Source organism: Aliidiomarina halalkaliphila (assembly GCF_007096385.1).
Lineage (GTDB): Bacteria > Pseudomonadota > Gammaproteobacteria > Enterobacterales > Alteromonadaceae > Aliidiomarina > Aliidiomarina halalkaliphila.
The window spans coordinates 974,769-994,804 of sequence record NZ_VJWL01000001.1; the positions used below are offsets into that span (position 1 = coordinate 974,769).

General features: G+C 51.3%; 20 protein-coding genes. 9 read left to right on the forward strand and 11 right to left on the reverse strand.

Annotation, left to right across the window (positions count from 1 at the left end; genetic code table 11):
* Positions 1-29: 29 nt before the first annotated feature.
* The 9 genes from FM042_RS04515 (at position 30) to hisIE (ending at position 9,574) form a co-directional block, all read left to right on the forward strand.
* Positions 30-2,006 carry a YfiR/HmsC family protein gene (locus FM042_RS04515; RefSeq protein ID WP_143234736.1) on the forward strand — a complete coding sequence of 659 codons (1,977 nt, stop codon included), beginning with the start codon at positions 30-32 and terminating at the stop codon, positions 2,004-2,006.
* Between the two features lie 325 nt (positions 2,007-2,331).
* Complete coding sequence (hisG, locus tag FM042_RS04520) at positions 2,332-3,228, forward strand: ATP phosphoribosyltransferase (protein WP_143234738.1); 897 nt, start codon at positions 2,332-2,334, stop codon at positions 3,226-3,228.
* Between the two features lie 3 nt (positions 3,229-3,231).
* Positions 3,232-4,569 carry a histidinol dehydrogenase gene (hisD, locus tag FM042_RS04525; protein ID WP_143234740.1) on the forward strand — a complete coding sequence of 446 codons (1,338 nt, stop codon included), beginning with the start codon at positions 3,232-3,234 and terminating at the stop codon, positions 4,567-4,569.
* Positions 4,570-4,574: 5 nt separating this feature from the next.
* The gene (hisC, locus tag FM042_RS04530) at positions 4,575-5,669 is read left to right on the forward strand and encodes a histidinol-phosphate transaminase (RefSeq protein ID WP_143235612.1); all 1,095 of its coding nucleotides are present in this window, start codon (positions 4,575-4,577) and stop codon (positions 5,667-5,669) included.
* Between the two features lie 14 nt (positions 5,670-5,683).
* Complete coding sequence (hisB, locus tag FM042_RS04535) at positions 5,684-6,757, forward strand: bifunctional histidinol-phosphatase/imidazoleglycerol-phosphate dehydratase HisB (RefSeq protein ID WP_143234742.1); 1,074 nt, start codon at positions 5,684-5,686, stop codon at positions 6,755-6,757.
* A complete protein-coding gene (gene hisH / locus FM042_RS04540) occupies positions 6,754-7,353 on the forward strand; it encodes an imidazole glycerol phosphate synthase subunit HisH (protein WP_143234744.1) in 600 nt (199 codons plus the stop codon). Before hisB ends, hisH begins: the two co-directional genes overlap by 4 nt.
* Positions 7,347-8,084 carry a 1-(5-phosphoribosyl)-5-[(5-phosphoribosylamino)methylideneamino]imidazole-4-carboxamide isomerase gene (gene hisA / locus FM042_RS04545; protein WP_143234746.1) on the forward strand — a complete coding sequence of 246 codons (738 nt, stop codon included), beginning with the start codon at positions 7,347-7,349 and terminating at the stop codon, positions 8,082-8,084. Before hisH ends, hisA begins: the two co-directional genes overlap by 7 nt.
* Entirely contained in the window at positions 8,066-8,839 is a 774-nt protein-coding gene (hisF, locus tag FM042_RS04550) for an imidazole glycerol phosphate synthase subunit HisF (protein ID WP_143234748.1), read from the forward strand. Before hisA ends, hisF begins: the two co-directional genes overlap by 19 nt.
* 108 nt (positions 8,840-8,947) lie before the next feature.
* Positions 8,948-9,574 (forward strand): bifunctional phosphoribosyl-AMP cyclohydrolase/phosphoribosyl-ATP diphosphatase HisIE, encoded by a 627-nt coding sequence (hisIE, locus tag FM042_RS04555; protein WP_143234751.1) that lies wholly within the window; start codon positions 8,948-8,950, stop codon positions 9,572-9,574.
* A gap of 152 nt (positions 9,575-9,726) precedes the next feature.
* Here hisIE and FM042_RS04560 read toward each other — a convergent pair whose 3' ends face one another.
* The 11 genes from FM042_RS04560 to FM042_RS11975 form a co-directional block, all read right to left on the reverse strand.
* Positions 9,727-11,091 carry an MATE family efflux transporter gene (locus tag FM042_RS04560; protein ID WP_143234753.1) on the reverse strand — a complete coding sequence of 455 codons (1,365 nt, stop codon included), beginning with the start codon at positions 11,089-11,091 and terminating at the stop codon, positions 9,727-9,729.
* 17 nt (positions 11,092-11,108) lie between these two features.
* Positions 11,109-11,879 (reverse strand): alpha/beta fold hydrolase, encoded by a 771-nt coding sequence (locus FM042_RS04565; RefSeq protein WP_143234755.1) that lies wholly within the window; start codon positions 11,877-11,879, stop codon positions 11,109-11,111.
* A 17-nt stretch (positions 11,880-11,896) separates the two neighbouring features.
* Entirely contained in the window at positions 11,897-12,295 is a 399-nt protein-coding gene (locus FM042_RS04570) for an MAPEG family protein (protein ID WP_143234757.1), read from the reverse strand.
* A gap of 191 nt (positions 12,296-12,486) precedes the next feature.
* On the reverse strand, positions 12,487-13,131 hold the full coding sequence (gene adk, locus FM042_RS04575; RefSeq protein ID WP_143234759.1) for an adenylate kinase: 645 nt from the start codon (positions 13,129-13,131) through the stop codon (positions 12,487-12,489).
* 151 nt (positions 13,132-13,282) lie between these two features.
* On the reverse strand, positions 13,283-15,193 hold the full coding sequence (gene htpG / locus FM042_RS04580; protein ID WP_143234761.1) for a molecular chaperone HtpG: 1,911 nt from the start codon (positions 15,191-15,193) through the stop codon (positions 13,283-13,285).
* A 160-nt stretch (positions 15,194-15,353) separates the two neighbouring features.
* On the reverse strand, positions 15,354-15,959 hold the full coding sequence (gene recR / locus FM042_RS04585) for a recombination mediator RecR (RefSeq protein ID WP_143234763.1): 606 nt from the start codon (positions 15,957-15,959) through the stop codon (positions 15,354-15,356).
* Between the two features lie 18 nt (positions 15,960-15,977).
* The gene (locus tag FM042_RS04590; protein WP_143234765.1) at positions 15,978-16,310 is read right to left on the reverse strand and encodes a YbaB/EbfC family nucleoid-associated protein; all 333 of its coding nucleotides are present in this window, start codon (positions 16,308-16,310) and stop codon (positions 15,978-15,980) included.
* A 73-nt stretch (positions 16,311-16,383) separates the two neighbouring features.
* The gene (gene dnaX / locus FM042_RS04595; protein WP_143234768.1) at positions 16,384-18,621 is read right to left on the reverse strand and encodes a DNA polymerase III subunit gamma/tau; all 2,238 of its coding nucleotides are present in this window, start codon (positions 18,619-18,621) and stop codon (positions 16,384-16,386) included.
* Positions 18,622-18,720: 99 nt separating this feature from the next.
* Entirely contained in the window at positions 18,721-19,278 is a 558-nt protein-coding gene (locus tag FM042_RS04600) for an adenine phosphoribosyltransferase (RefSeq protein ID WP_143234770.1), read from the reverse strand.
* On the reverse strand, positions 19,278-19,655 hold the full coding sequence (locus FM042_RS04605; RefSeq protein WP_143234772.1) for a response regulator: 378 nt from the start codon (positions 19,653-19,655) through the stop codon (positions 19,278-19,280). The genes FM042_RS04600 and FM042_RS04605 overlap by 1 nt, the downstream gene beginning before the upstream one ends.
* A gap of 94 nt (positions 19,656-19,749) precedes the next feature.
* Complete coding sequence (locus FM042_RS11975) at positions 19,750-19,878, reverse strand: hypothetical protein (RefSeq protein WP_269902486.1); 129 nt, start codon at positions 19,876-19,878, stop codon at positions 19,750-19,752.
* Positions 19,879-20,036: the final 158 nt, after the last annotated feature.

The following is a 20,036-nucleotide window of genomic DNA, read 5'->3' on the forward strand; positions in this document are numbered from 1 at the left end:
TTCATAAGTCGTGTGGGAAACCGAATGTTATGACCTGTCGGTTCATGCTTAAATTATCGTTTTTAGCGCGAGCAGTGACGCTTAGCGTCGTATTTTTTGCCGTCAGTCTGACGTCCGTAAGCTATGCGCAAAGTCGCGACAGTTTCTCCGCCGAGGAATTGCGAGCCGCCTATCTGATCAGCGTGGTTCAATATGTCACCTGGCCCGACGAAGCGAATCGCTCCGAACTCACTGTGGGTATTCTTGGTCATCCTAGCGTTTACGCAGAAATGATCTCCGCCCCCATCGCCCCGGTACGCGGTATGACCCTCAATATTCGCGAACTCACTCGTGCCTCGCAGCTCACCGGAATTGATATGGTGTATGTCGGCCCAAGCGCAAGCAATCAACTCAATGCCGTATTTAATACGGCACGTTTACGTCCCCTGCTCGTCATTTCAGAGCATACGCAAGTACGTGAAGATATGATGGTGAACTTAATCCCCGCTTCCCAGAATCGACTGGCTTTCCAAGTGAATATGGACCGCATCAACGACACCGGGCTGCGCGCGTCTGGTGATTTATTAATGCTCCGGGGAAATGAGTTAGAGGCGGCGGTGAATTTACGCCGCGCCCAAAGTGCACTGCGCGACATGACTACTGAGCGCCGGCAACTGCGCACTGAATTAGAACAAGTGAACCAACAAAACGCACAATTGCTAAATCGCATCGACGTGTTGGAACAAACCGTGCGCGAACGTGATTCCGTATTACGTGCCCAACAAGGTACCCTCGAAGACAAGCAACAAGTGATGGAAAGTCAGCAGTCAGTGCTGCAAGAGTTGCTTGAGGAACTCGACGAACAGCGCCAAATTTTGTTTGAACGGGAAACACAGCTGCAAGATATTCAGCGGGCCCTGAGCGAAAGTGAACAAGCCCTTGATGAACAGCAGCAACAGCTACGCCAAAAAGAGTTTCAATTACGGCAAAAGCAGGTAGAAAGTGACGATTTAGCCGAACGCATTGCGACCAACCGTACGGTCTTGGCAGCACAGCAACAACAACTCCGCGATCAACGTACGGCGTTAGCCGAACAACTGGCTTTACTCGAATCGCGAGAGCGTACTATTGACCGCCAACGTCTGTATCTATGGGCCATCGGCGTCGTGTTCTTATTTGTGCTGCTGTTCTTGTTAACCACAGTGATTCTCTTTATGAAGAGTCGCAAACAAGCCAATCAACTTCGCCTCACCTTAGATGATCTCCATGAGGCACAAGATAAGCTGATTGAGTCAGAGAAAATGGCGGCCTTGGGGAACCTAGTCGCGGGCGTCGCCCACGAGGTCAATACGCCGCTTGGGGTCGCCATTACCGGCACCTCCATGGTGCATGACCGCCTGAATGTACTAAATGAACAGCTTGAACAAGGCAGCTTAACTCGGGATAACTTGCAGGGCTTTATTAGTCGTGCGACCGAATCCCTATCACTGACCCAGAAAAACCTTACCCGAGTGGGCGCGCTCATTACCAACTTCAAGCAGATTGCCGTCGACCAAATGGTGGCAGAGCAACGAGAAATAGACCTCAAAGTGTATCTCGAGGAAGTGATGTCGACCTTATCTATCGAATTGCGTCGAGCCGGCATTCAATACGAAATTGATATTCCAGAAGATCTGCGTATGACCACTATCCCTGGGGCGATGGCACAGATTATTACCAATTTAGTCACCAATGCCATCCGACATGCCTTTGTGCAGCCTGGTGGTCAGTTGCAGCTCACCGCTGAATCCGTGGCCGGTAATCAAGTCAAACTCATGTTTAGCGATAACGGCCAAGGCATGACACCGGATATTCTCAACCGGATTTTCGATCCGTTCTTCACCACCAAGCGTAATGAAGGTGGAACGGGATTGGGAATGCCTATTGTGTACAACTTAGTGCGGCAGAAGTTGAAAGGTGATATTTCAGTGCACAGTACCCCTGAGCAAGGCACCACCTTTACCCTAACTCTCCCAAGGCGTCTGTAACAGACGCCTAATTTGGATTTCAAAAAACAGTGCTTGCTTTTTTATGTTTGACTGTTAGAATTCATACAACTTTTTCAATAAGTACTTAAAATCAAGGCCTAGATGATGAATTATCTATACAACTTAGCACAAAGCAGCATCGTCGCATCATTGCGTTCGGGCGTTGTATTGCATCATCATCACCATCCCCACTGACCGGCCTTTCCACAGTGAGGAAGGACCGTTCCTATCAGGTACCTTCCAGAATCAATCGAAAAAAGCCCCGGAAGCGTACCTTACCGGGGCTTTTTTAATGAATTCGCACGACCAACACAGGATCTACACCATGAGCAACGAACGTTTAACCATCGCGGTACAGAAATCAGGACGTCTGAGCAAAGAGTCGATGAAGCTACTCGAAGCCTGCGGGGTGAAATTTAATCTGCATGAAGCCCGTCTCATGGCGCACAGTACGAGCCACCCTGTCGACCTATTACGGGTGCGCGACGACGATATTCCTGGCTTGGTGATGGACGGCGTGGTCGACCTCGGCTTAGTGGGCGAAAACGTTCTAGAAGAAGAGCGTTTGGAACGTGCCATTAAACAACAAGCAAATGGCTTTACCCAGTTGCGTCGGCTTGATTTTGGTTTTTGTCGCTTGAGTGTGGCCGTGCCTAAAGAAGAAAACTATCAAGGTTTGCAGGATCTCAATGGCAAGAAGATTGCGACGACCTACCCGCGAATACTTGAGAGCTATCTTAAAAAACAGGGGGTGAATGCTCGCACAGTCATGTTGACTGGCTCCGTTGAAGTGGCGCCGCGAGCGGGCCTCGCCGACGCCATCTGTGACCTCGTATCGACTGGCGCTACCTTGGAAGCCAATGGTCTGGTGGAACAAGAAGTTATCTTCCGTTCCCAGGTACAGATTATTCAGCGGGCAGAAGCCTTGAGCGAATCAAAACAAGCGTTAGTTGATAAACTCCTTACCCGTTTAGATGGGGTTCAGCTTGCCAAAGAAAGCAAATATATCATGCTGCATGCCCCCAAAGATCGTCTCGAAGAAGTCGAAGCGATTCTCCCCGGCGCTGAGCGTCCCACGGTACTCGCCTTAAGCCACACCGATGAGCAAGTGGCCGTGCACGTGGTCAGCACAGAAAACCTATTTTGGGAAACCATGGAGCAGTTGAAAGCCCTCGGCTGTAGTTCCATTCTGGTGATGCCCATTGAAAAAATGATGGGGTAAACCATGCAACAGATTCTAAATTGGCAACGCTTAAGCGCAGAGCAACAGGCACAAGCCCTGCGTCGCCCCGTGCAAGAAACGAGCACCGCTCTGCGCGAGCAGGTAGCCGCCATTATTGAAGCTATCCGTGAGCGCGGCGACGCGGCTCTTTTGGAACTCACTGCGCGCTTCGATAAGGTGGCGTTATCGCAAACAGAATTACCCATGACCCGCGTACGCGCATTAGCCGCGCAAGCACCAGAAAAAGTGCGAGCAGCGATTGATACGGCGTATGGCAATATCCGGCGCTTTCACGAAGCCCAGCAACCAAGCCCTATTAGCATTGATACCATGCCTGGGGTACGCTGCGAACAGCGCTTCGCGCCCATGGGTTCGGTGGGATTGTATATTCCTGGCGGAAGCGCGAGTTTGCCGAGCACTGTATTAATGTTGGGGGTTCCCGCACAAATTGCCAACTGCCCGACGCGGGTGTTAATGAGTCCACCCAACCAAGCAGGCGAACTCACGCCGGCGATTTGTTATGCCGCCATCAAATGTGGCGTTACGTCTGTGTATTTAGGCGGCGGTGCTCAGGCGGTTGCGGCATTGGCCATGGGCACAAAAAGCATTCCTGCTGTGGATAAGATTTTCGGCCCCGGCAACAGTTATGTGACCGAAGCGAAACAACAAGTGAGTCAACGTGCCGGCGGTCCAGCCATTGATTTACCGGCAGGACCTTCCGAGTTGTTGGTGATTGCTGATGATTCTGCGGAGCCTGCTTTTGTCGCCGCTGATTTGCTATCGCAAGCCGAGCACGGCCCTGATTCACAAGTAATTTGTTTAAGCCCATCGGTTGCGTTGTTAGAGGCAGTGCAAAAAGAACTCGAGCAACAACTCAATGCCCTGCCTCGGCGCGACATCGCTGCGCAAGCCATGGCTTCAAGCAGCCTGATCGCCACTCGCGATTTAGCGGAAGCGGTGGCTATCAGTGAAGCCTACGCACCGGAGCATTTGAGCATTCAATTATCCGATCCAGCGCAATGGTTACATCAGTTAACCCGTGCTGGCTCGGTGTTCGTGGGCCACTACACACCGGAATCCGGTGGCGATTACGCAACCGGGACTAACCACGTGTTGCCCACTTACGGCTTTGCGCGCAATTACAGTAGCCTAGGCTTACTTGATTTCTACCGCCGCTACACAGTGCAAACAGTCACCCCAGCAGGGCTTGAAGCCTTAGGCAGTGCTATCATTAATTTGGCCGAAGAAGAATCTCTCGATGCGCACTCGCGCGCAGTGTCACTCCGTTTAGACAGTGAACGCTTTCAACGGGATCGCGCCCAAGAGGAGTCGCCCGAATGAACCAGATGTCTTGGATTCAATCCATGTTGCGCCCGCACTTACGCAGCTTTACGCCCTATGCATCGGCTCGTCGCAGTATGTCCGGCGGATCCATTTGGCTCAATGCCAATGAATCGCCATTTGGTCGGGCTTACAGCGTCTCCACCGCAGATTTGAACCGCTACCCAGACTTTCAAAATCAGGCGCTGAATCAAGCCTATGCCGATTATGCGGGCGTGCAACTCAAGCAAGTGATGAGTCACCGAGGGAGTGATGAGAGTATCGAATTACTTATTCGTACCTTTTGCGAGCCTGGGCGCGATCAGATCCTTATTTGCCCGCCAACTTACGGCATGTACGCGATTTCAGCAGCCATTAATCACAACGAAACCATAACCATACCGCTGCAACAGAAAAATTGGCAGCTTGATCTTGCGGGGATTGAAGCAGCATTAGCCGATCCAAACAACTCGGTAAAAGTCGTGTTTATTTGCAACCCCTCCAATCCGCTGGGGAATCAATTACGCCAACAAGACATAGAGCGCGTGGTAGCCCTCTGTGCCGGCAAAGCCTTAGTGGTGGTAGATGAAGCCTATATCGAGTTTGTCGATGCGCCAGCCACGACCACCATGGCGCGCTATCTTGATCAGTACGATAATCTCGTGGTCATGCGCACCTTGTCTAAAGCCTTTGGTTTAGCGGGTATTCGGGTCGGTTTTACCTTGGCCAATCAGGCCATTGTCGACGCTCTATTGCCAGTGCTTGCGCCTTATCCGCTGCCCGATGTGAGTGTGCAAATTGCACGCCAAGCCCTTACCCTTGATGAGCGTTTGGTGACGCGGCAAAACACCATTGAAATTGTGGCTGAGCGCGAAGCCCTGCTCATTGCGTTACCGACCTTCCCATGGGTACGTAGTGTGGTGCCCAGTGTGACTAACTTTATTCTATTGCAGGTCGAGAACGCGAACGCGCTTATGCAACACTGCCAGGATGCGGGTATTTTGCTGCGCAACCAATCTGCCCAACTCGGATTGAGCGATTGTGTTCGCATTACCGTCGGCAGTCCTGAAGAAAACGAACGATTATTAGAGGTGCTGGCGAGCTTTTCGTCGGCTGCCTAATCCCGGAGGAATACATGGCACAGCAAAAGATTTTATTTATCGACCGGGACGGCACCCTGGTAGAAGAACCGCCCATCGACAAGCAGTTGGATCGGCTCGATAAGTTAGTATACGAGCCCAATGTAGTGAACGCCCTGCAAGATTTGCAGGCCGCGGGCTACCGGTTAGTAATGGTGAGTAACCAAGACGGTCTTGGGACCGATAGCTTCCCACAAGCAGATTTTGACGCGCCCCATAACGCCATGATGGCCCTGTTTTCCGCGCACGACATTCGCTTCGATGAGGTGCTGATTTGCCCACACTTTGACGACGATAACTGCACCTGTCGCAAACCCAAGTTAGGCTTGGTACAGCGTTATTTGCAGGAAGGCTTGGTCGATTTTACCCAATCTGCCGTGATTGGGGACCGCGATACGGATTTGCAGCTGGCCGCCAACATGGGCATTCGCGGGATTCGTTATGATCGCAAGAACAACGGTTGGAAGCAGATTGTGGCGAGTCTGACCACAGCGCCTCGCACTGCCAAAGTAACACGCACCACGAAAGAAACCGATATTCACATCGATGTAAACCTCGATGCACCTGGCCCCATTTCCATTCACACGGGCCTGGGATTTTTTGACCACATGCTAGAACAAATTGCTACCCACGGCGGCTTTTCGCTACAAGTGTCGGTAGAGGGTGATTTGCACATTGATGATCACCACACAGTTGAAGATACCGCCTTGGCGCTGGGCGAAGCCTTGCACAAAGCCTTGGGCGACAAACGCGGTATCGGCCGCTTTGGTTTTGTATTGCCCATGGATGAGTGCCGTGCAGAATGCGTGCTGGATATTTCTGGGCGTCCGTTCTTGGTGTTCGACGCAGATTTTAGTGCAGAAACCGTCGGCCAGTTAGGCACGCAAATGGTACCCCACTTTTTCCGGAGCTTGTGCGATACCATGAAAATCTCTTTGCACTTGAGCACCACGGAAGGCAATGCCCACCACCAGGTGGAAAGCTTGTTTAAGGTGTTCGGCCGTGGGTTACGCCAAGCCATTCGCAAACAAGGGAGCGAAATGCCATCGAGTAAGGGAGTCTTGGCATGAGTCTGGTAATCGTGAATACCCGCGTGGCGAATCTTGCCTCGGTGGATTTTGCCTTTCGCCGTTTAGGGATTACCCCGGTAATCAGCGCAGATCCCCAAGTGATTCGCAATGCTGAGCGTGTGGTATTACCCGGTGTAGGCACCGCTGCTGCCGCCATGCGTTCGTTGCGCACTTTGGCGCTAGTCGATACCCTGCAAGGCTTATCCCAGCCAGTGCTCGGCGTTTGCTTGGGCATGCAAATGTTAACCGAAGTCTCGGCAGAATCCGCCGATGGTGCGATTGAATGTTTGGGGGTGATCCCCGGACGCATTGAGCGTATGGCAAATGCCCGTAATAAGCCGTTGCCGCACATGGGCTGGAACCAAACCCAAGTAAGTGATCACCCACTCTTTGCAGGCTTGCACGACCCTTGGTTTTACTATGTACACAGTTATGCCGCACCGGTGTCGGAGTTTAGCATCGCTCAGTGTGAGTACACACAGGCGTTCTCCGGGGCCATTGCCCGCGATAATTTTATGGGGGTGCAATTTCACCCTGAGCGTTCGGGCACAGATGGTGCTCGCGTACTGAAGAATTTTTTGGAGCTGTCATGTTAATCCCTGCCCTAGATTTGATTCGTGGCGAAGTGGTGCGCTTGTACCAAGGTGACTTTAACCAACAAACCACTTATCACGCCGATCCGGTCGCAGTAGCAACTGCTTATCGTGATGCCGGCGCTGAGTTTATTCACTTGGTCGATCTCGACGGTGCGCGGGATGTGCAGCAACGGCAATTAGCCCTGCTACGAGCCATTACCCAGGCCACCGGGCTCCCGGTGCAGACGGGCGGAGGGATCCGTAGCCGCGACGATGTGGTCGACTTGCTTGAAGCCGGTGTAACCCGGGCGGTCATTGGCTCAAAAGCGGTGAAAGATCCAGATACAGTGTTGGCCTGGCTGGACGAGTTTGGACCTGAGGCCATTGTACTCGCGCTGGATATCAACATTGACGAAAACGGCGAACGCTGGCTGGCCACCGAAGGCTGGCAAGAAAAAAGTAGCGTGACCTTAGACAACTTACTCACTCAGTACATAGAGCGCGGCTTGCGCCATGTACTCTGTACGGATATCAGCCGCGATGGCACCTTACAAGGCTCGAATGTCGCCTTATATGCCGATCTGAAAAAAACCTATCCAAGCATTGTTTGGCAAGCCTCCGGCGGCGTAGCTAGCCTTGATGATTTGCGACAATTACGAGCAGTACATTGTGATAGCGTGATTCTTGGTAAGGCGCTACTGACCGGTAAGTTCACCCTTGAGGAGGCATTGGAATGCTGGCAAAACGCATAATTCCGTGTCTGGATGTTCGGGCCGGGCAAGTAGTGAAAGGTGTGCAGTTCCGCAATCATGAAGTGGTTGGTGATATCGTGCCCTTGGCAACCCGGTACGCCGCTGAAGGTGCCGATGAACTCGTGTTTTACGATATTACCGCCAGCTCCGATAATCGCGTCGTCGATAAATCCTGGGTGAGCCGGGTCGCGGAAGTGATTAATATCCCGTTTGCCGTCGCTGGTGGTATTCAAAGCGTTGAACAAGCCCGAGATATCCTGGCCATGGGCGCCGATAAGATTTCCGTGAACTCGCCAGCGCTGCGCCGCCCTGAACTCATTAACGAATTAGTGGATGAGTTTGGCCAGCAGTGCGTGGTGATTGGTATTGATAGCTTTTTTAACGCTGAATCTGGCGAATATGAAGTGTATCAATTTACCGGCGATGAGACCCGCACCTTAAAAACCCAATGGCAAACCGCCGATTGGGTGCAGGAAGTAATCGCGCGCGGGGCCGGTGAAATCGTGCTTAACTGTATGAATCAAGATGGCGTGCGCCAGGGTTACGATGTGAAACAGCTTGCTGCTGTTCGTGCCCAGTGCAGTGTTCCGTTAATCGCATCAGGTGGTGCTGGGGAGATTTCCCATTTTATCGATGTGTTTCGTGATGCCAACGTCGACGGCGCCCTCGCCGCTTCCGTGTTCCACAAAGGCATCATTGCCATGGATGAACTTAAACAGCAGTTACGCCGCGCCGGCATCACCATACGCGCATAAACAATTCCGCCCCAGGGGTGGAATTCGGGTTTCACGCCGTAGTTAGGTACCCAACGCACCGCGTTGGCAACCGGGCAATAGACCAAACGGTCACTAAGGACGATGGTTATGAACATTAACGCAGACAACGTAAATAAGCTTGCTTGGGAAAAGATGCAAGGGTTAATCCCATGCATGGTGCAAGACGCAGAAAGTGGCCGCTTACTTATGCAAGGCTATATGAATCCAGAAGCGCTTCAGCGCACTTTAGACAGCGGCAAAATCACCTTCTACAGCCGTAGCAAAGAACGCCAATGGACCAAAGGTGAAACCACCGGCCACACCCTGCAACTGGTGTCGTTAACCGCCGACTGCGACCAAGATGCCATTCTTGCGTTAGCCCATCCCCAAGGACCAACCTGCCACTTAGGCAACGAATGCTGCTGGGAGCCTGAGCAACAGCCTATCGCGAGCGAGTTGATTGAGCTGGAGCGCACCATTGCCGCCCGCAAAGCTGCGCTCGCAGAAGGAAACCCAGGCGCGAGCTACACCGCCACGCTATTAAGTGATGGCATCCGTCGTTGCGCGCAAAAAGTCGGTGAAGAAGGTGTTGAAGTCGCTTTGGCCGCCGTCGCCCAAGACGACAACGCATTGCTTAATGAAAGTGCCGACCTGCTCTACCATTTGCTTGTCGTACTCCACGCCCGCGACCTCACCCTCACCGACGTCGTCAACACCCTGCGCGAACGCCGCTAACAATTCCTACAACAATTCCGCCCCAGGGGTGGAATTGTTGTTTTTAGGCATCTTCAGATGTAAGGAAAATTGGATATAAGTAGCGCCAGTACTGAAAAGATGGCGTTTCACCCCTGGGGCGAAACTGTTGTTTTTACGCAAGTTCGTGAGTTCTACCCCTGGGGCGGAATTGTGTTTTCCCAGCGGCGGTGAACGCGGAAGAGGCGGATCGTAAGAAGGACGGCAGCGACGCTGAGGCCGGATATAAAGCCAATCCAGAAGCCGGCGGCGCCCATGCGCGGTACAACCCAGTCGGTGAGACCGAGCACAACTCCAACACTCAGCCCGAAGGGCCAGTAAGCGATAAGGGTTACAATCATAGAGGCGCGGGTATCTTTATAGCCACGCAATGCACCGATAGAGATGGCTTGAAAGGTATCAGAAACCGTGAAGATCGCGGCCAGGGCCAATAACGTGCCTGCAAGTTCAATAATTTCGCGGTTGTCGGTGTACAAGCTAGCTAGCCATTGCCCACCAAGCCACATCCCCAAGCCGTTTATCGCGGCAAAAGTAACGCCCATAAACATGGCTATTTTGTAGGCGTTCATGGCATCTTCCGGCTTCTGCGCACCTAAGGCGAAGCCCACCCGCAAAGTCACTGCCATACTCAAGCTTAGCGGCACCATATACACCAACGAGGATACGTTTAGCGCAATTTGGTGTCCCGACACCATAATAGTTCCTAAAGGTGCGATGAGAATTGCCACGGCGGCGAACAGGCTGGTTTCAAAAAATAACGCCATGGAAATAGGAAAGCCAAGCCGCACAAAATGCCAAATATCATCCCAGTTCGGCAAATGCCAGACTTGTAGCAGCTTCAATCGACGGTAGCGTTTGGAGAATAATACGTACAGTAATAGGCTCGCAGCCATGCCCCACAGCACGATCGCAGACGCCACACCAGCCCCGGCACCACCGAGTGCTGGCATACCGAACTTTCCATAAATAAAGATATAGTTGGCAGGAATATTGATAATGAGGCCAATCACGCCAATCACTAGCGATGGCATGGTATGCGACAAGCCTTCACAGAAGTTTCGCAGCACCACATACACAACGAATGCTGGCAAGCCCCAGAGAATATAGCGGAGGTAGTCCATGGTCATGGTGCGAAACGCGGGTTCTACATCCATCACCACTAAAAAGTATGGGGCCAATAACAGGAGCAACCCAGTGAGTACCGCCGCAATCACACAGGTGTAAAAACTTTGCTGAACATGACGCCCAAGCTCACTGCGCTCGCCGGCACCATCGCAATGGGAAATCACCGGCGCCAACGCCAAGCCCATTCCAAACACGAGCAGTGTTAACGGAATCCAAATCGCGCTACCAACCGCCACCGCCGCCAAGTCGGTGGCACCGACACGCCCTGCCATCAGAGTATCGACCACCCCCATCAGCATTTGCGTTAGCTGGGCAATCAAGATCGGCCCCGTGAGCAGTGCGAGTTTTTTAGTTTCTGGCCATAGGTGACGCATTACGCTTCTCCGCAGCCCTATCGACGAGGGCTCAACAACTGCTCAAGAGCGGCAATAATATGAGGATTCACGAGGCTTGGATCGGTAAGCGGGGCCATGTGGCCGGCGTCGACTGTAATTGACTGGCACTTCGGCAGTACCGATGCCAACAGTGACGCCACCGTGCGACTCGATAAGGGGGATTTGCTGCCGTGAAGCAAATACACCGGACAGCTCACCGTCTGATAATCTGCTAAGCTAGCTGGCTCGTCCAACAAGGCATGAAAATCCGCCTGCACTTTACGTTGCTGAGCAATCATCATGGACTTCACTCGTCCCGGCAAGCGCGCAAAAAAGCCTGGGTGATTCCAGTAATCAACAAAGGCCTCAGTCGCCTCGGTGTCACTATAGGCATCCATTTTTTGCGCTACGGCGACGATTTCATGGCGCGCAGGCTCATCCGCAGGCAGCACATGAAAAGCCACTGGTTCATACAAAATAACGCCCTGAACCCGTGCGCCCAATTGCCGAGCCAAGCGCAGCGCTAACGCGCCACCATAAGAATGACCAAGCAAGATCAAAGGTTGATCATCGGTCAAAGTGCCGTCGCTTTCCAATGCCTGAATCTCATCGTCAAAACGAAATTCCTGAGGCATTTTCATCAGCGCAGGGCCTTGCCCATAGCCAATTAAATCAACGGCCTGCAAACGCGCATCGGGATTTGCGGCATGCAAGGCTTGTTGCACGCTCCGCCATTGGCCGCTGTGACTTTGCGAGCTATGTAACGCAAGAATTCTCACATCGTTCATAAAGCGAAGTATCCTTTTTACAACTGAGTTCCTAGTACATAACCAATCAAGTAGGCTGCACTCACCAATAACATGGCGAAAGTGCCCAACACACCGATCGTGCGGTAAATAGTTGGTCCTACAGAACGCGTTAATCCAATTGCATGGTTAATCCGGGCCACAAACAGCAGGCCGCCTAACCCGTAAAGCAACATGGCATTGGCGCCAGTAAATTCAATCAAAGCCAATAAGATCAGCGCCAGAGGCACATACTCAACAAAGTTGCCGTGAATGCGCACAGCGACTTCCAAATCTTTACTCTCACCCCACCCAATCCCGACGCGGTTACTCCAACGTAAACGAATAATTCGGATCGACAATACGATGAAGAGAAGGGTTAATAGTGCTGCAAATAAACTCGTAATAGGTAACAACATAGCTGTGAGCCTCGTTTCGGTATTTTTTCATTATGATTGTTGTTTCGACCGCTGCGCCGACAATGTAACGGCGCCCCAAAGTATACGAGAAATTGACACAAATAACTGCCCGAACGCGTACAATCGGCAAAAAAGTAGACGCAAAATAAAAAGGCTGCCCTTAGGCAGCCTCATGTGATTCATTGCCGAAGTTAACCCAATAACTTTTTCAGCTCGGTGGTCACTTCTTCCACTTTGCGGGTGCCGTCCACTTTGTGATATTTCACAACACCTTGCTCAGCAAGACTTTGATAATAAGAAACCAGCGGCTTGGTTTGCTCGTGATAAATGGCTAAGCGCTTGCGCACCGTCGCTTCTTTATCGTCTTCACGAATGACCAAATCATCGCCAGTGACATCATCTTTGCCTTCCACTTTCGGTGGATTATGGTCTACATGATATACTCGACCTGATCCCGGATGAACCCGACGCCCTGCCATACGCTTTACAATTACGTCGTCGGCCACATCAAATTCTAAAACCACATCGACGTCGATACCTGCTTCTTGCATGGCATCTGCTTGTGGAATGGTGCGCGGAAAGCCGTCTAGCAAAAAACCATTTTCACAATCGCTTTCGCTCACGCGCTCTTGCACTAAGCCAATCATAATATCGTCGGAAACTAACTGGCCTGCATCCATCACTTCCTTGGCTTTTTTACCCAGCTCAGTGCCCGCTTTAATCGCAGCCCGTAGCATATCTCCAGTGGAAATCTGCGGAATATTGAATCGTTTCATCAGAAATTGGGCTTGCGTGCCCTTCCCTGCGCCTGGCGCACCCAGCAGGATGATCCGCATGGTTAGTCCCCTAAAATTAAATCATCGGAAGTATCAAAAAATTATGCGCCCAACTTTACCTTTCAATGCCACAAATAACAAGGCCGACCATCGTCGACCTTGTTTCCTGTAACACTTTTGTGAGAGGCTATTTCGTTGCGTTCGAACGCGCTTAAATCGCCAGTAGAAGTTTGTTCAAGCGACGGATAAAACTCGCCGGATCCTTTAAGCTTCCACGCTCTGCCAAGGTGGCTTGCTCAAGCAACACTTCCGCCCATTCTGCGAACTGGCTATCGTCTTGCTCATTGGCAATGCGCTGTACCAAGGCATGCTCCGGATTCACCTCAAATATATACTTGGTTTCAGGCACTTTTTGGCCCGCCGCTTCCATCAATTTGGCCATTTGCGTCGACATATCGTGATCGTCAGTAACGATGCACGCCGGTGAATCGGTTAAACGATGGGTGACCCGCACCTTCTTCACTTTTTCGCCGAGCACTTTGGCAAAGCGATCGCGCGTCGTTTCAAAGTCTTTTTCCAACTTCTCTTGGGCTTCTTTGTCGGCTTCGTCTTCGAGCTGACCTAAATCCAGGTCACCGCGAGTGACCGACTGGAATTTCTTCTCTTTGTATTCATCGATATGGCTCATCAACCATTCGTCGATGCGATCAGACAACAACAAGACTTCCACGCCTTTCTTGCGGAACACTTCCAGTGCCGGGTTGTTCTTCGCCGCATCATGGCTATCAGCCACGATGTAATAAATCGCCTCCTGGCCTTCCTTCATTCGCTCGATATAGGCATCCAACGACACTCGCTGCTCTGCAACATCATCGTGGGTTGAGGCAAAGCGCAACAACTCCGCGATTCGCTCGATATTCCCCTGATCTTCTGCTGGGCCTTCTTTGAGCACGTTACCAAAGTTGTCCCAGAAGTCGTTATACTTCTCAGCATCATCTTTTGCCAAGCGTGCAAGCGCCTGCAGCACTTTCTTAGTGCTTGCGCTGCGCATAGCACGGGTGACCTTGTTGTCTTGTAAGATTTCCCGCGACACATTCAATGGTAAATCGTTTGAATCGACCAAACCACGCACAAAACGCAGATAAGTCGGCATAAACTGTTCCGCGTCGTCCATAATGAACACGCGCTGAACATAGAGTTTAATGCCCTTCTGATTTTCACGATTCCATAAATCCCACGGTGCCCGTTTCGGGATATACATCAGGCTGGTGTATTCGTGTTTGCCTTCTACCTTGCTGTGGGTCCACAACAGCGGCTCATCAAAATCATGGGCAACGGTTTTATAGAATTCTTTGTACTCGTCGTCGCTAATCTCGCTCTTTTCGCGCAACCACAACGCCTTACCTGCGTTCACCGTTTCCCAATGACCTGGTACCGCTTCGATTTTCTCACCATCCGGCCCTTCTCGCTCTTCCTCGGCCTCTTTCCACATTTGCACCGGAATGCTCAGGTGATCAGAGTAGGTTTTAACGATGGAGCGTAAGCGCCATGCATCGGCAAATTCTTTCGAGTCGTCACGTAAATGCAGGGTAATTTCGGTGCCGCGATCAGTTTTCGTGATCGGCATAATGGTGAACTCGCCGTCGCCCGCTGACTCCCATTGCACCGCGTCTGACTCACCGGCAGCACGGGTACGAACGGTCACCCGGTCCGCCACTATAAAGGCGGAATAGAAGCCCACACCAAACTGACCGATTAACTGAGAGTCTTTGGCTTGATCACCAGATAATTGGCTAAAAAATTCTTTCGTGCCGGATTTGGCAATGGTTCCAAGATTCGACATCACTTCGTCTTTGGTCATGCCAATGCCGTTATCCGACACCGTTAACGTATTCTGCTCAGGATCAACGCTAATGCGCACGCGCAGGTCGCCATCCCCTTCCATCAAGTCATTATTTTGCAGCGCCTTAAAGCGCAACTTGTCGGAGGCATCCGACGCATTCGAAATCAGCTCTCGAAGAAAAATTTCTTTGTTGGAATACAACGAATGAATCATCAGATGTAAAAGCTGCTTTACTTCTGTCTGAAATCCGTGCTTTTCAGCGTGCTGACTCTCAGCCATGGTGCGTGTTCTCCATTCAATATCAAAGTCATTCAATGAGATGCAACATGATGCACGAAAGGTGCCTTTTCACGTTGCCAAATAAGGAGATGGGGATAAGGGTTTAGAAATTCAACTGTGAATTGATACGGAATAGTTAAATTTGCCAGCGCAGGGAACGCTAGAGAACGGTTTTACGCCCAGAAAAGGCATGACCTAAGGTAGTGTGGTCGACATATTCAAGTTCGCCGCCGACAGGCACACCATGGGCAATGCGCGAGGCTTGAATTTGGTAACGGCGAGCCATATCGGCAATAAAATGTGCGGTCGTATCGCCTTCCAAGGTAGGGTTAGTCGCCAAAATAACTTCTTTCACCTGACCTTGCTGAAAGCGCTCTTCTAGACGATCGAGACCGATATCCGCAGGGCCAATCCCATCAAGGGGTGATAAGCGTCCCATCAATACAAAATACTGCCCCTGGAACTGCCCAGTTTGCTCCACCGCAATGACATCCGCAGGTGACTCCACAATACAGAGCAATCCCGCTGACGCGCGTTCTGGATCTGCACAGACGGGGCATTCCGGTGTTTCACTGAGGGTACGGCAGGTGTTGCAGCGACCGACCCGCTCAAGAGCGGATTCAAGCGCGACCGCGAGGTGGGCCGCGCCATCCCGTTGCCGGTCCAACAATTGAAATGCCATTCGCTGTGCGGTTTTCTGACCAACGCCAGGAAGCACCCGCAGGGCGTCAATTAAAGCACTAATCGCTGGACTAAACTTCTTCATGCAACAGGCAACTCGACTTTAGAAAGGAAGTTTCATACCTGGCGGTAAACCCATACCACCAGCAACCTTGCTCATTTTTTCCTTGGTGGTTTCTTCCACCCGACGCACCGCGTCATTGGTTGCTGCAGCGATAAGATCTTCCAGCATCTCGCGGTCGTCTTCGTCACCAAACAGGCTTGGATCAATGGTCACGCGCTTCACATTGTGGTTGCCATACATGGTCACTTTCACCATGCCTGCACCGGCTTCGCCCGTAACTTCCATGCTTGCGATTTCTTGTTGCGCACGCTGCATTTGCTCTTGCATTTGCTGCGCTTGCTTCATCATGTTACCCATTCCGCCTTTGAACATGTTCTCGTCTCTCTTTCGTTTACTACGTCTATATAAGACGTCTATCTTATCATGAAATGAATAGCCATCGCCCCTATTCTGGCGTGACTGATTTAACCTCTGCCGCAAATGCACTTAGCAATTCGCGTACTTGTGGGTGCGCAATAACCTTCTCTTCTGCCGCTCGCTGACGGGCTTGATCAATGGCTTGCTGAATTTGAAACGGCGTGTTCTCCGGTTTTCCAAACACCACCCTTAATGCACGCTCTTGCAATGGCTCACGCAACAGTTGCGCAAGGGCCTCATGCATCGAGTCACCGAGCAATGCCTTCTGTTCTTCGTCCACCAATAATTCACCGTCCGCTTCATTCCAAAGCGAATGCAACAACACCTGACGGGTTAAGCCGGTAACATTGAACTGATCAATTTGCGCACTCCACGCATCCACCTGACGTGCGAAACGCACCTCTTCCGAGGCCGCGACTAAGGTATGCTCCGATGCCGGCTGTGCCGCATCGGTCACAGAAGCCTTTGGCTCTTTAGCAGCACTGATTGCTGAAGCAGGTTCCGGGGTTGGTTCTTGTACTTGTTCTGGGGTTGCATCAGAAGTTCTTTCTGATTTATCTGCTGGTGCTGCCGTCGCTTGCTCACTGACCGGTTCTGCTTGCACCGCAACTGAGGAGGCCGCTTCTGGTTGCGCCATAGTCACTTTGGGTTCCGGCGCTTCCACTGCCGCATCTGTTTTGATTGTCGTTTCTTTGCCTTTACCTCGACGCAACTGGGCTAAACGCGCACGCGTTGCCATCAACGCATTAAGATCAGCCGAGTCCGCTTCCGTGCCCGTTTGTGTGGCTGGTTGGGCTGAAGGCTCTTGCTTGGCTGAGGGCTCTTGCTTGGCTGAGAGCGCATCACCCGACGCATGTTCTGCAGCAGCTTGATGTTCTAACTGAGCTTGTTGGTCATAGAGATCCGCGAGGTCATCCTCGTTCTCATCAAGCCATGCAGGCACATTAGCGTCTTCATAAGTAAACTCACCATGGCCCGGATCAGCACCCTGACTATCCGCCAACGCCGAGGTCGGCGACGGGCGTTTTGCCGCTGCTTGAGCCGTATCCTTTCCAACAGGCGTCGATTCAGACACCGCTGAAGCCTGTTCTGCTACGGGTTTATTTTTTTTTTCGCCGCTCGACGGCGAATTGATGTTTTTTGCAAGTGGCTCAATCGCGGGAAGAGCATCGGGTTCCAAATTTGGACGGAACGCCAACAGCCGTAGAACCGTCATTTCCACGCCTGTCAGTGCGTCAGGCGCATAAGCCAGCTCTTTGCGCCCTTCGACCACAAGTCGATAATACAAATGCCACACCGACGACGGCACCACGGCATTAAGTTGTTCAATTAGTGCACGGTGGTCGCCAAACTCAATATCCAGATCAGCCGGCAACGCTTGAGCCAACGCCAGTTGATGCAAGGTGTTTTGTAGTTCTGGCAGCACATGGCTGATATCTGCCATTTTGTCGACCAAACCTCGTACTTGCGCCAATACATCCGCTTGCTGTCCAGCAACAATCGCCGCCAATAAACGCAAAATATTATGGGGGTCAATCCGTCCAAGCATCCGCGCCACCTGATCTTCGCGAATTTCTTGATTGCCTTGTGCAATGGCTTGGTCGGTAAGACTAAGGGCATCTCGCATTGACCCTTGAGCTGAACGGGCTAATAACTGCACCGCTGCAGGATCAAAAGGGATCGATTCCGCATTTAAGATATGCGTCAGCTGCCCGTTGATTTCGTCTCGAGTAAGCGCTCGTAAATGGAACTGCAAACAACGCGACAACACGGTAATAGGAAGCTTATCCGGATCCGTGGTAGCAAGCAGAAAAATAACATGAGGAGGCGGCTCTTCAAGCGTTTTCAATAATGCATTAAAGCTGTGCCGCGAGAGCATATGCACTTCATCAATTAAGTACACTTTGTAACGCCCTGCCGTCGGGCGATATTGTACGTTCTCAAGGATCTCGCGAGTATCTTCTACTTTCGTGCGTGAGGCCGCATCGATTTCCATCAAATCAACAAAGCGACCTGCATCAATATCGACGCAAGCAGAACACTCACCACAAGGCGTGGCAGTAATCCCGGTGGTACAGTTGAGCGAGCGCGAGAGAATACGAGCAATAGTGGTTTTTCCTACACCCCGCGTACCCGTCAGCAAGTAAGCATGATGCAGTCGCTGGTGCGTGAGCGCATTCGTAAGAGCCTCGAGCACATGTTGCTGCCCGACAACCTCAGAAAAATTACGCGGCCGCCATTTCCGGGCCAGCACCTGATAACTCATCGCGACTCCATTATTATTGTTATGAATAGAGCACTGAGTGCCCTACTTCGACACTGATGTTATAACGTGTCTGCTTTAGCAATGCACTCAGCTTCTCAATTATTCATCAAAAGCGCAAATAGCGTAGCTGTTAACTCCGATCTTATCTAATGCTTTACGGCCGTTTAGATACAGAAGCTCGCACACAAAGGCCGTTTCATAAATCGTTGCCGGTGTCTTTCGTACCAGTTCCACCGCCGCACCCATTGTACCGCCTGTGGCTAGCATGTCGTCCATGATGATCACTTTATCGCGCGCTTTAAGGGCATCTTTATGCAACTCAAGCACATCATCACCGTATTCCAACATATAGCTTGTGGAAAACACATCTCGGGGCAACTTACCTGGCTTCCGAATCAACGTAAGGCCAATACCCAAGCGATCCGCCAGTGCCGCTGAGAAAATAAACCCGCGTGCTTCAATGGCCACAATCTGAGTTAGACCAGCGTTTTCATAACGCTCCGCAAACAAATCAATGCTGTTGCGTAAGGCGCGAGGATCTTGCAGAGCAGGTGTGATATCACGAAAACGAATACCGGGCTGCGGAAAATTTTCTACCGGCATAATCCGCCGGGCAATGTGGTTGCTGCGCATATCCGCAGCGACATAATGTGTCATTAGGCTACATCACGAGGTGAAAGTTGGCGTAATTTCCCAAGTAATTCGTCAGAGTCTAGTGGTTTCCCGAGTACAATATCTGCACCCATACGCTCTGCTTTTTCACGAATTTGCTCGGGCTCCGAGGTCGTCATAAACAGAATCGGTGTTTGTGTATAGTCTGCACTATCGCGCAGGTTCTTTACCAATAAAAGGCCATCCATTAACGGCATTTTATGATCAACCAAGACTACATCAAAACACGCTTTTCTGGCGCGGTTCAAGCCGTCGAGTCCATCAACTGCAATTTCAACCTGATAAGGGGTTTGCGCAAGCATTCCCAAAATCTGGTCGCGCGTCCGTGCGTTATCTTCAACCAGTAACAGCGATAATGCCATGTCTTCCTCGTTTTCAAAAGTCTGAATGTTACTTCCGCGCGTTCACGCAGGAGATAACGAGCGTTCACGATGTGAACAGGGGGTATTCTGTTGTTTACGCGCTTGTCGCTAATTCTATAACTCGCAGCACCACAGGTAATAGCGCAATACCTACAAAAGTGATCACAGCCAGCAATAAGTGTTTTACGCGCGTTTTTTCTTTAAATTCGCCATGTTCGGCCATGGGGCAATTCCTCGTACAACTTTATCGAAGGGTCGCGATCATATCTGATCCTGAATCCTTTGGAAAGTTCCCTACTTTTTGGTCCGATGATGCGTACAAACTTGTTCCGTTTTATTGGACCAACGCGTTGCGTTGAGTACGATCGAGGTAGAGCTGGC

Bases quoted from the DNA above. Each gene is read 5' to 3' on its own strand.
- FM042_RS04565 (WP_143234755.1), bottom strand. From the start codon at position 11,879: ATGAACGATGTGAGAATTCTTGCGTTACATAGCTCGCAAAGTCACAGC.
- FM042_RS11975 (WP_269902486.1), bottom strand. From the start codon at position 19,878: ATGGCCGAACATGGCGAATTTAAAGAAAAAACGCGCGTAAAACACTTA.
- dnaX (WP_143234768.1), bottom strand. From the start codon at position 18,621: ATGAGTTATCAGGTGCTGGCCCGGAAATGGCGGCCGCGTAATTTTTCT.
- hisD (WP_143234740.1), top strand. From the start codon at position 3,232: ATGCAACAGATTCTAAATTGGCAACGCTTAAGCGCAGAGCAACAGGCA.
- FM042_RS04560 (WP_143234753.1), bottom strand. From the start codon at position 11,091: ATGCGTCACCTATGGCCAGAAACTAAAAAACTCGCACTGCTCACGGGG.
- FM042_RS04605 (WP_143234772.1), bottom strand. From the start codon at position 19,655: ATGGCATTATCGCTGTTACTGGTTGAAGATAACGCACGGACGCGCGAC.
- hisC (WP_143235612.1), top strand. From the start codon at position 4,575: ATGTCTTGGATTCAATCCATGTTGCGCCCGCACTTACGCAGCTTTACG.
- hisIE (WP_143234751.1), top strand. From the start codon at position 8,948: ATGAACATTAACGCAGACAACGTAAATAAGCTTGCTTGGGAAAAGATG.
- FM042_RS04570 (WP_143234757.1), bottom strand. From the start codon at position 12,295: ATGTTGTTACCTATTACGAGTTTATTTGCAGCACTATTAACCCTTCTC.
- FM042_RS04600 (WP_143234770.1), bottom strand. From the start codon at position 19,278: ATGACACATTATGTCGCTGCGGATATGCGCAGCAACCACATTGCCCGG.
- FM042_RS04590 (WP_143234765.1), bottom strand. From the start codon at position 16,310: ATGTTCAAAGGCGGAATGGGTAACATGATGAAGCAAGCGCAGCAAATG.
- FM042_RS04515 (WP_143234736.1), top strand. From the start codon at position 30: ATGACCTGTCGGTTCATGCTTAAATTATCGTTTTTAGCGCGAGCAGTG.
- hisF (WP_143234748.1), top strand. From the start codon at position 8,066: ATGCTGGCAAAACGCATAATTCCGTGTCTGGATGTTCGGGCCGGGCAA.
- htpG (WP_143234761.1), bottom strand. From the start codon at position 15,193: ATGGCTGAGAGTCAGCACGCTGAAAAGCACGGATTTCAGACAGAAGTA.
- recR (WP_143234763.1), bottom strand. From the start codon at position 15,959: ATGAAGAAGTTTAGTCCAGCGATTAGTGCTTTAATTGACGCCCTGCGG.
- hisH (WP_143234744.1), top strand. From the start codon at position 6,754: ATGAGTCTGGTAATCGTGAATACCCGCGTGGCGAATCTTGCCTCGGTG.
- adk (WP_143234759.1), bottom strand. From the start codon at position 13,131: ATGCGGATCATCCTGCTGGGTGCGCCAGGCGCAGGGAAGGGCACGCAA.
- hisA (WP_143234746.1), top strand. From the start codon at position 7,347: ATGTTAATCCCTGCCCTAGATTTGATTCGTGGCGAAGTGGTGCGCTTG.
- hisG (WP_143234738.1), top strand. From the start codon at position 2,332: ATGAGCAACGAACGTTTAACCATCGCGGTACAGAAATCAGGACGTCTG.
- hisB (WP_143234742.1), top strand. From the start codon at position 5,684: ATGGCACAGCAAAAGATTTTATTTATCGACCGGGACGGCACCCTGGTA.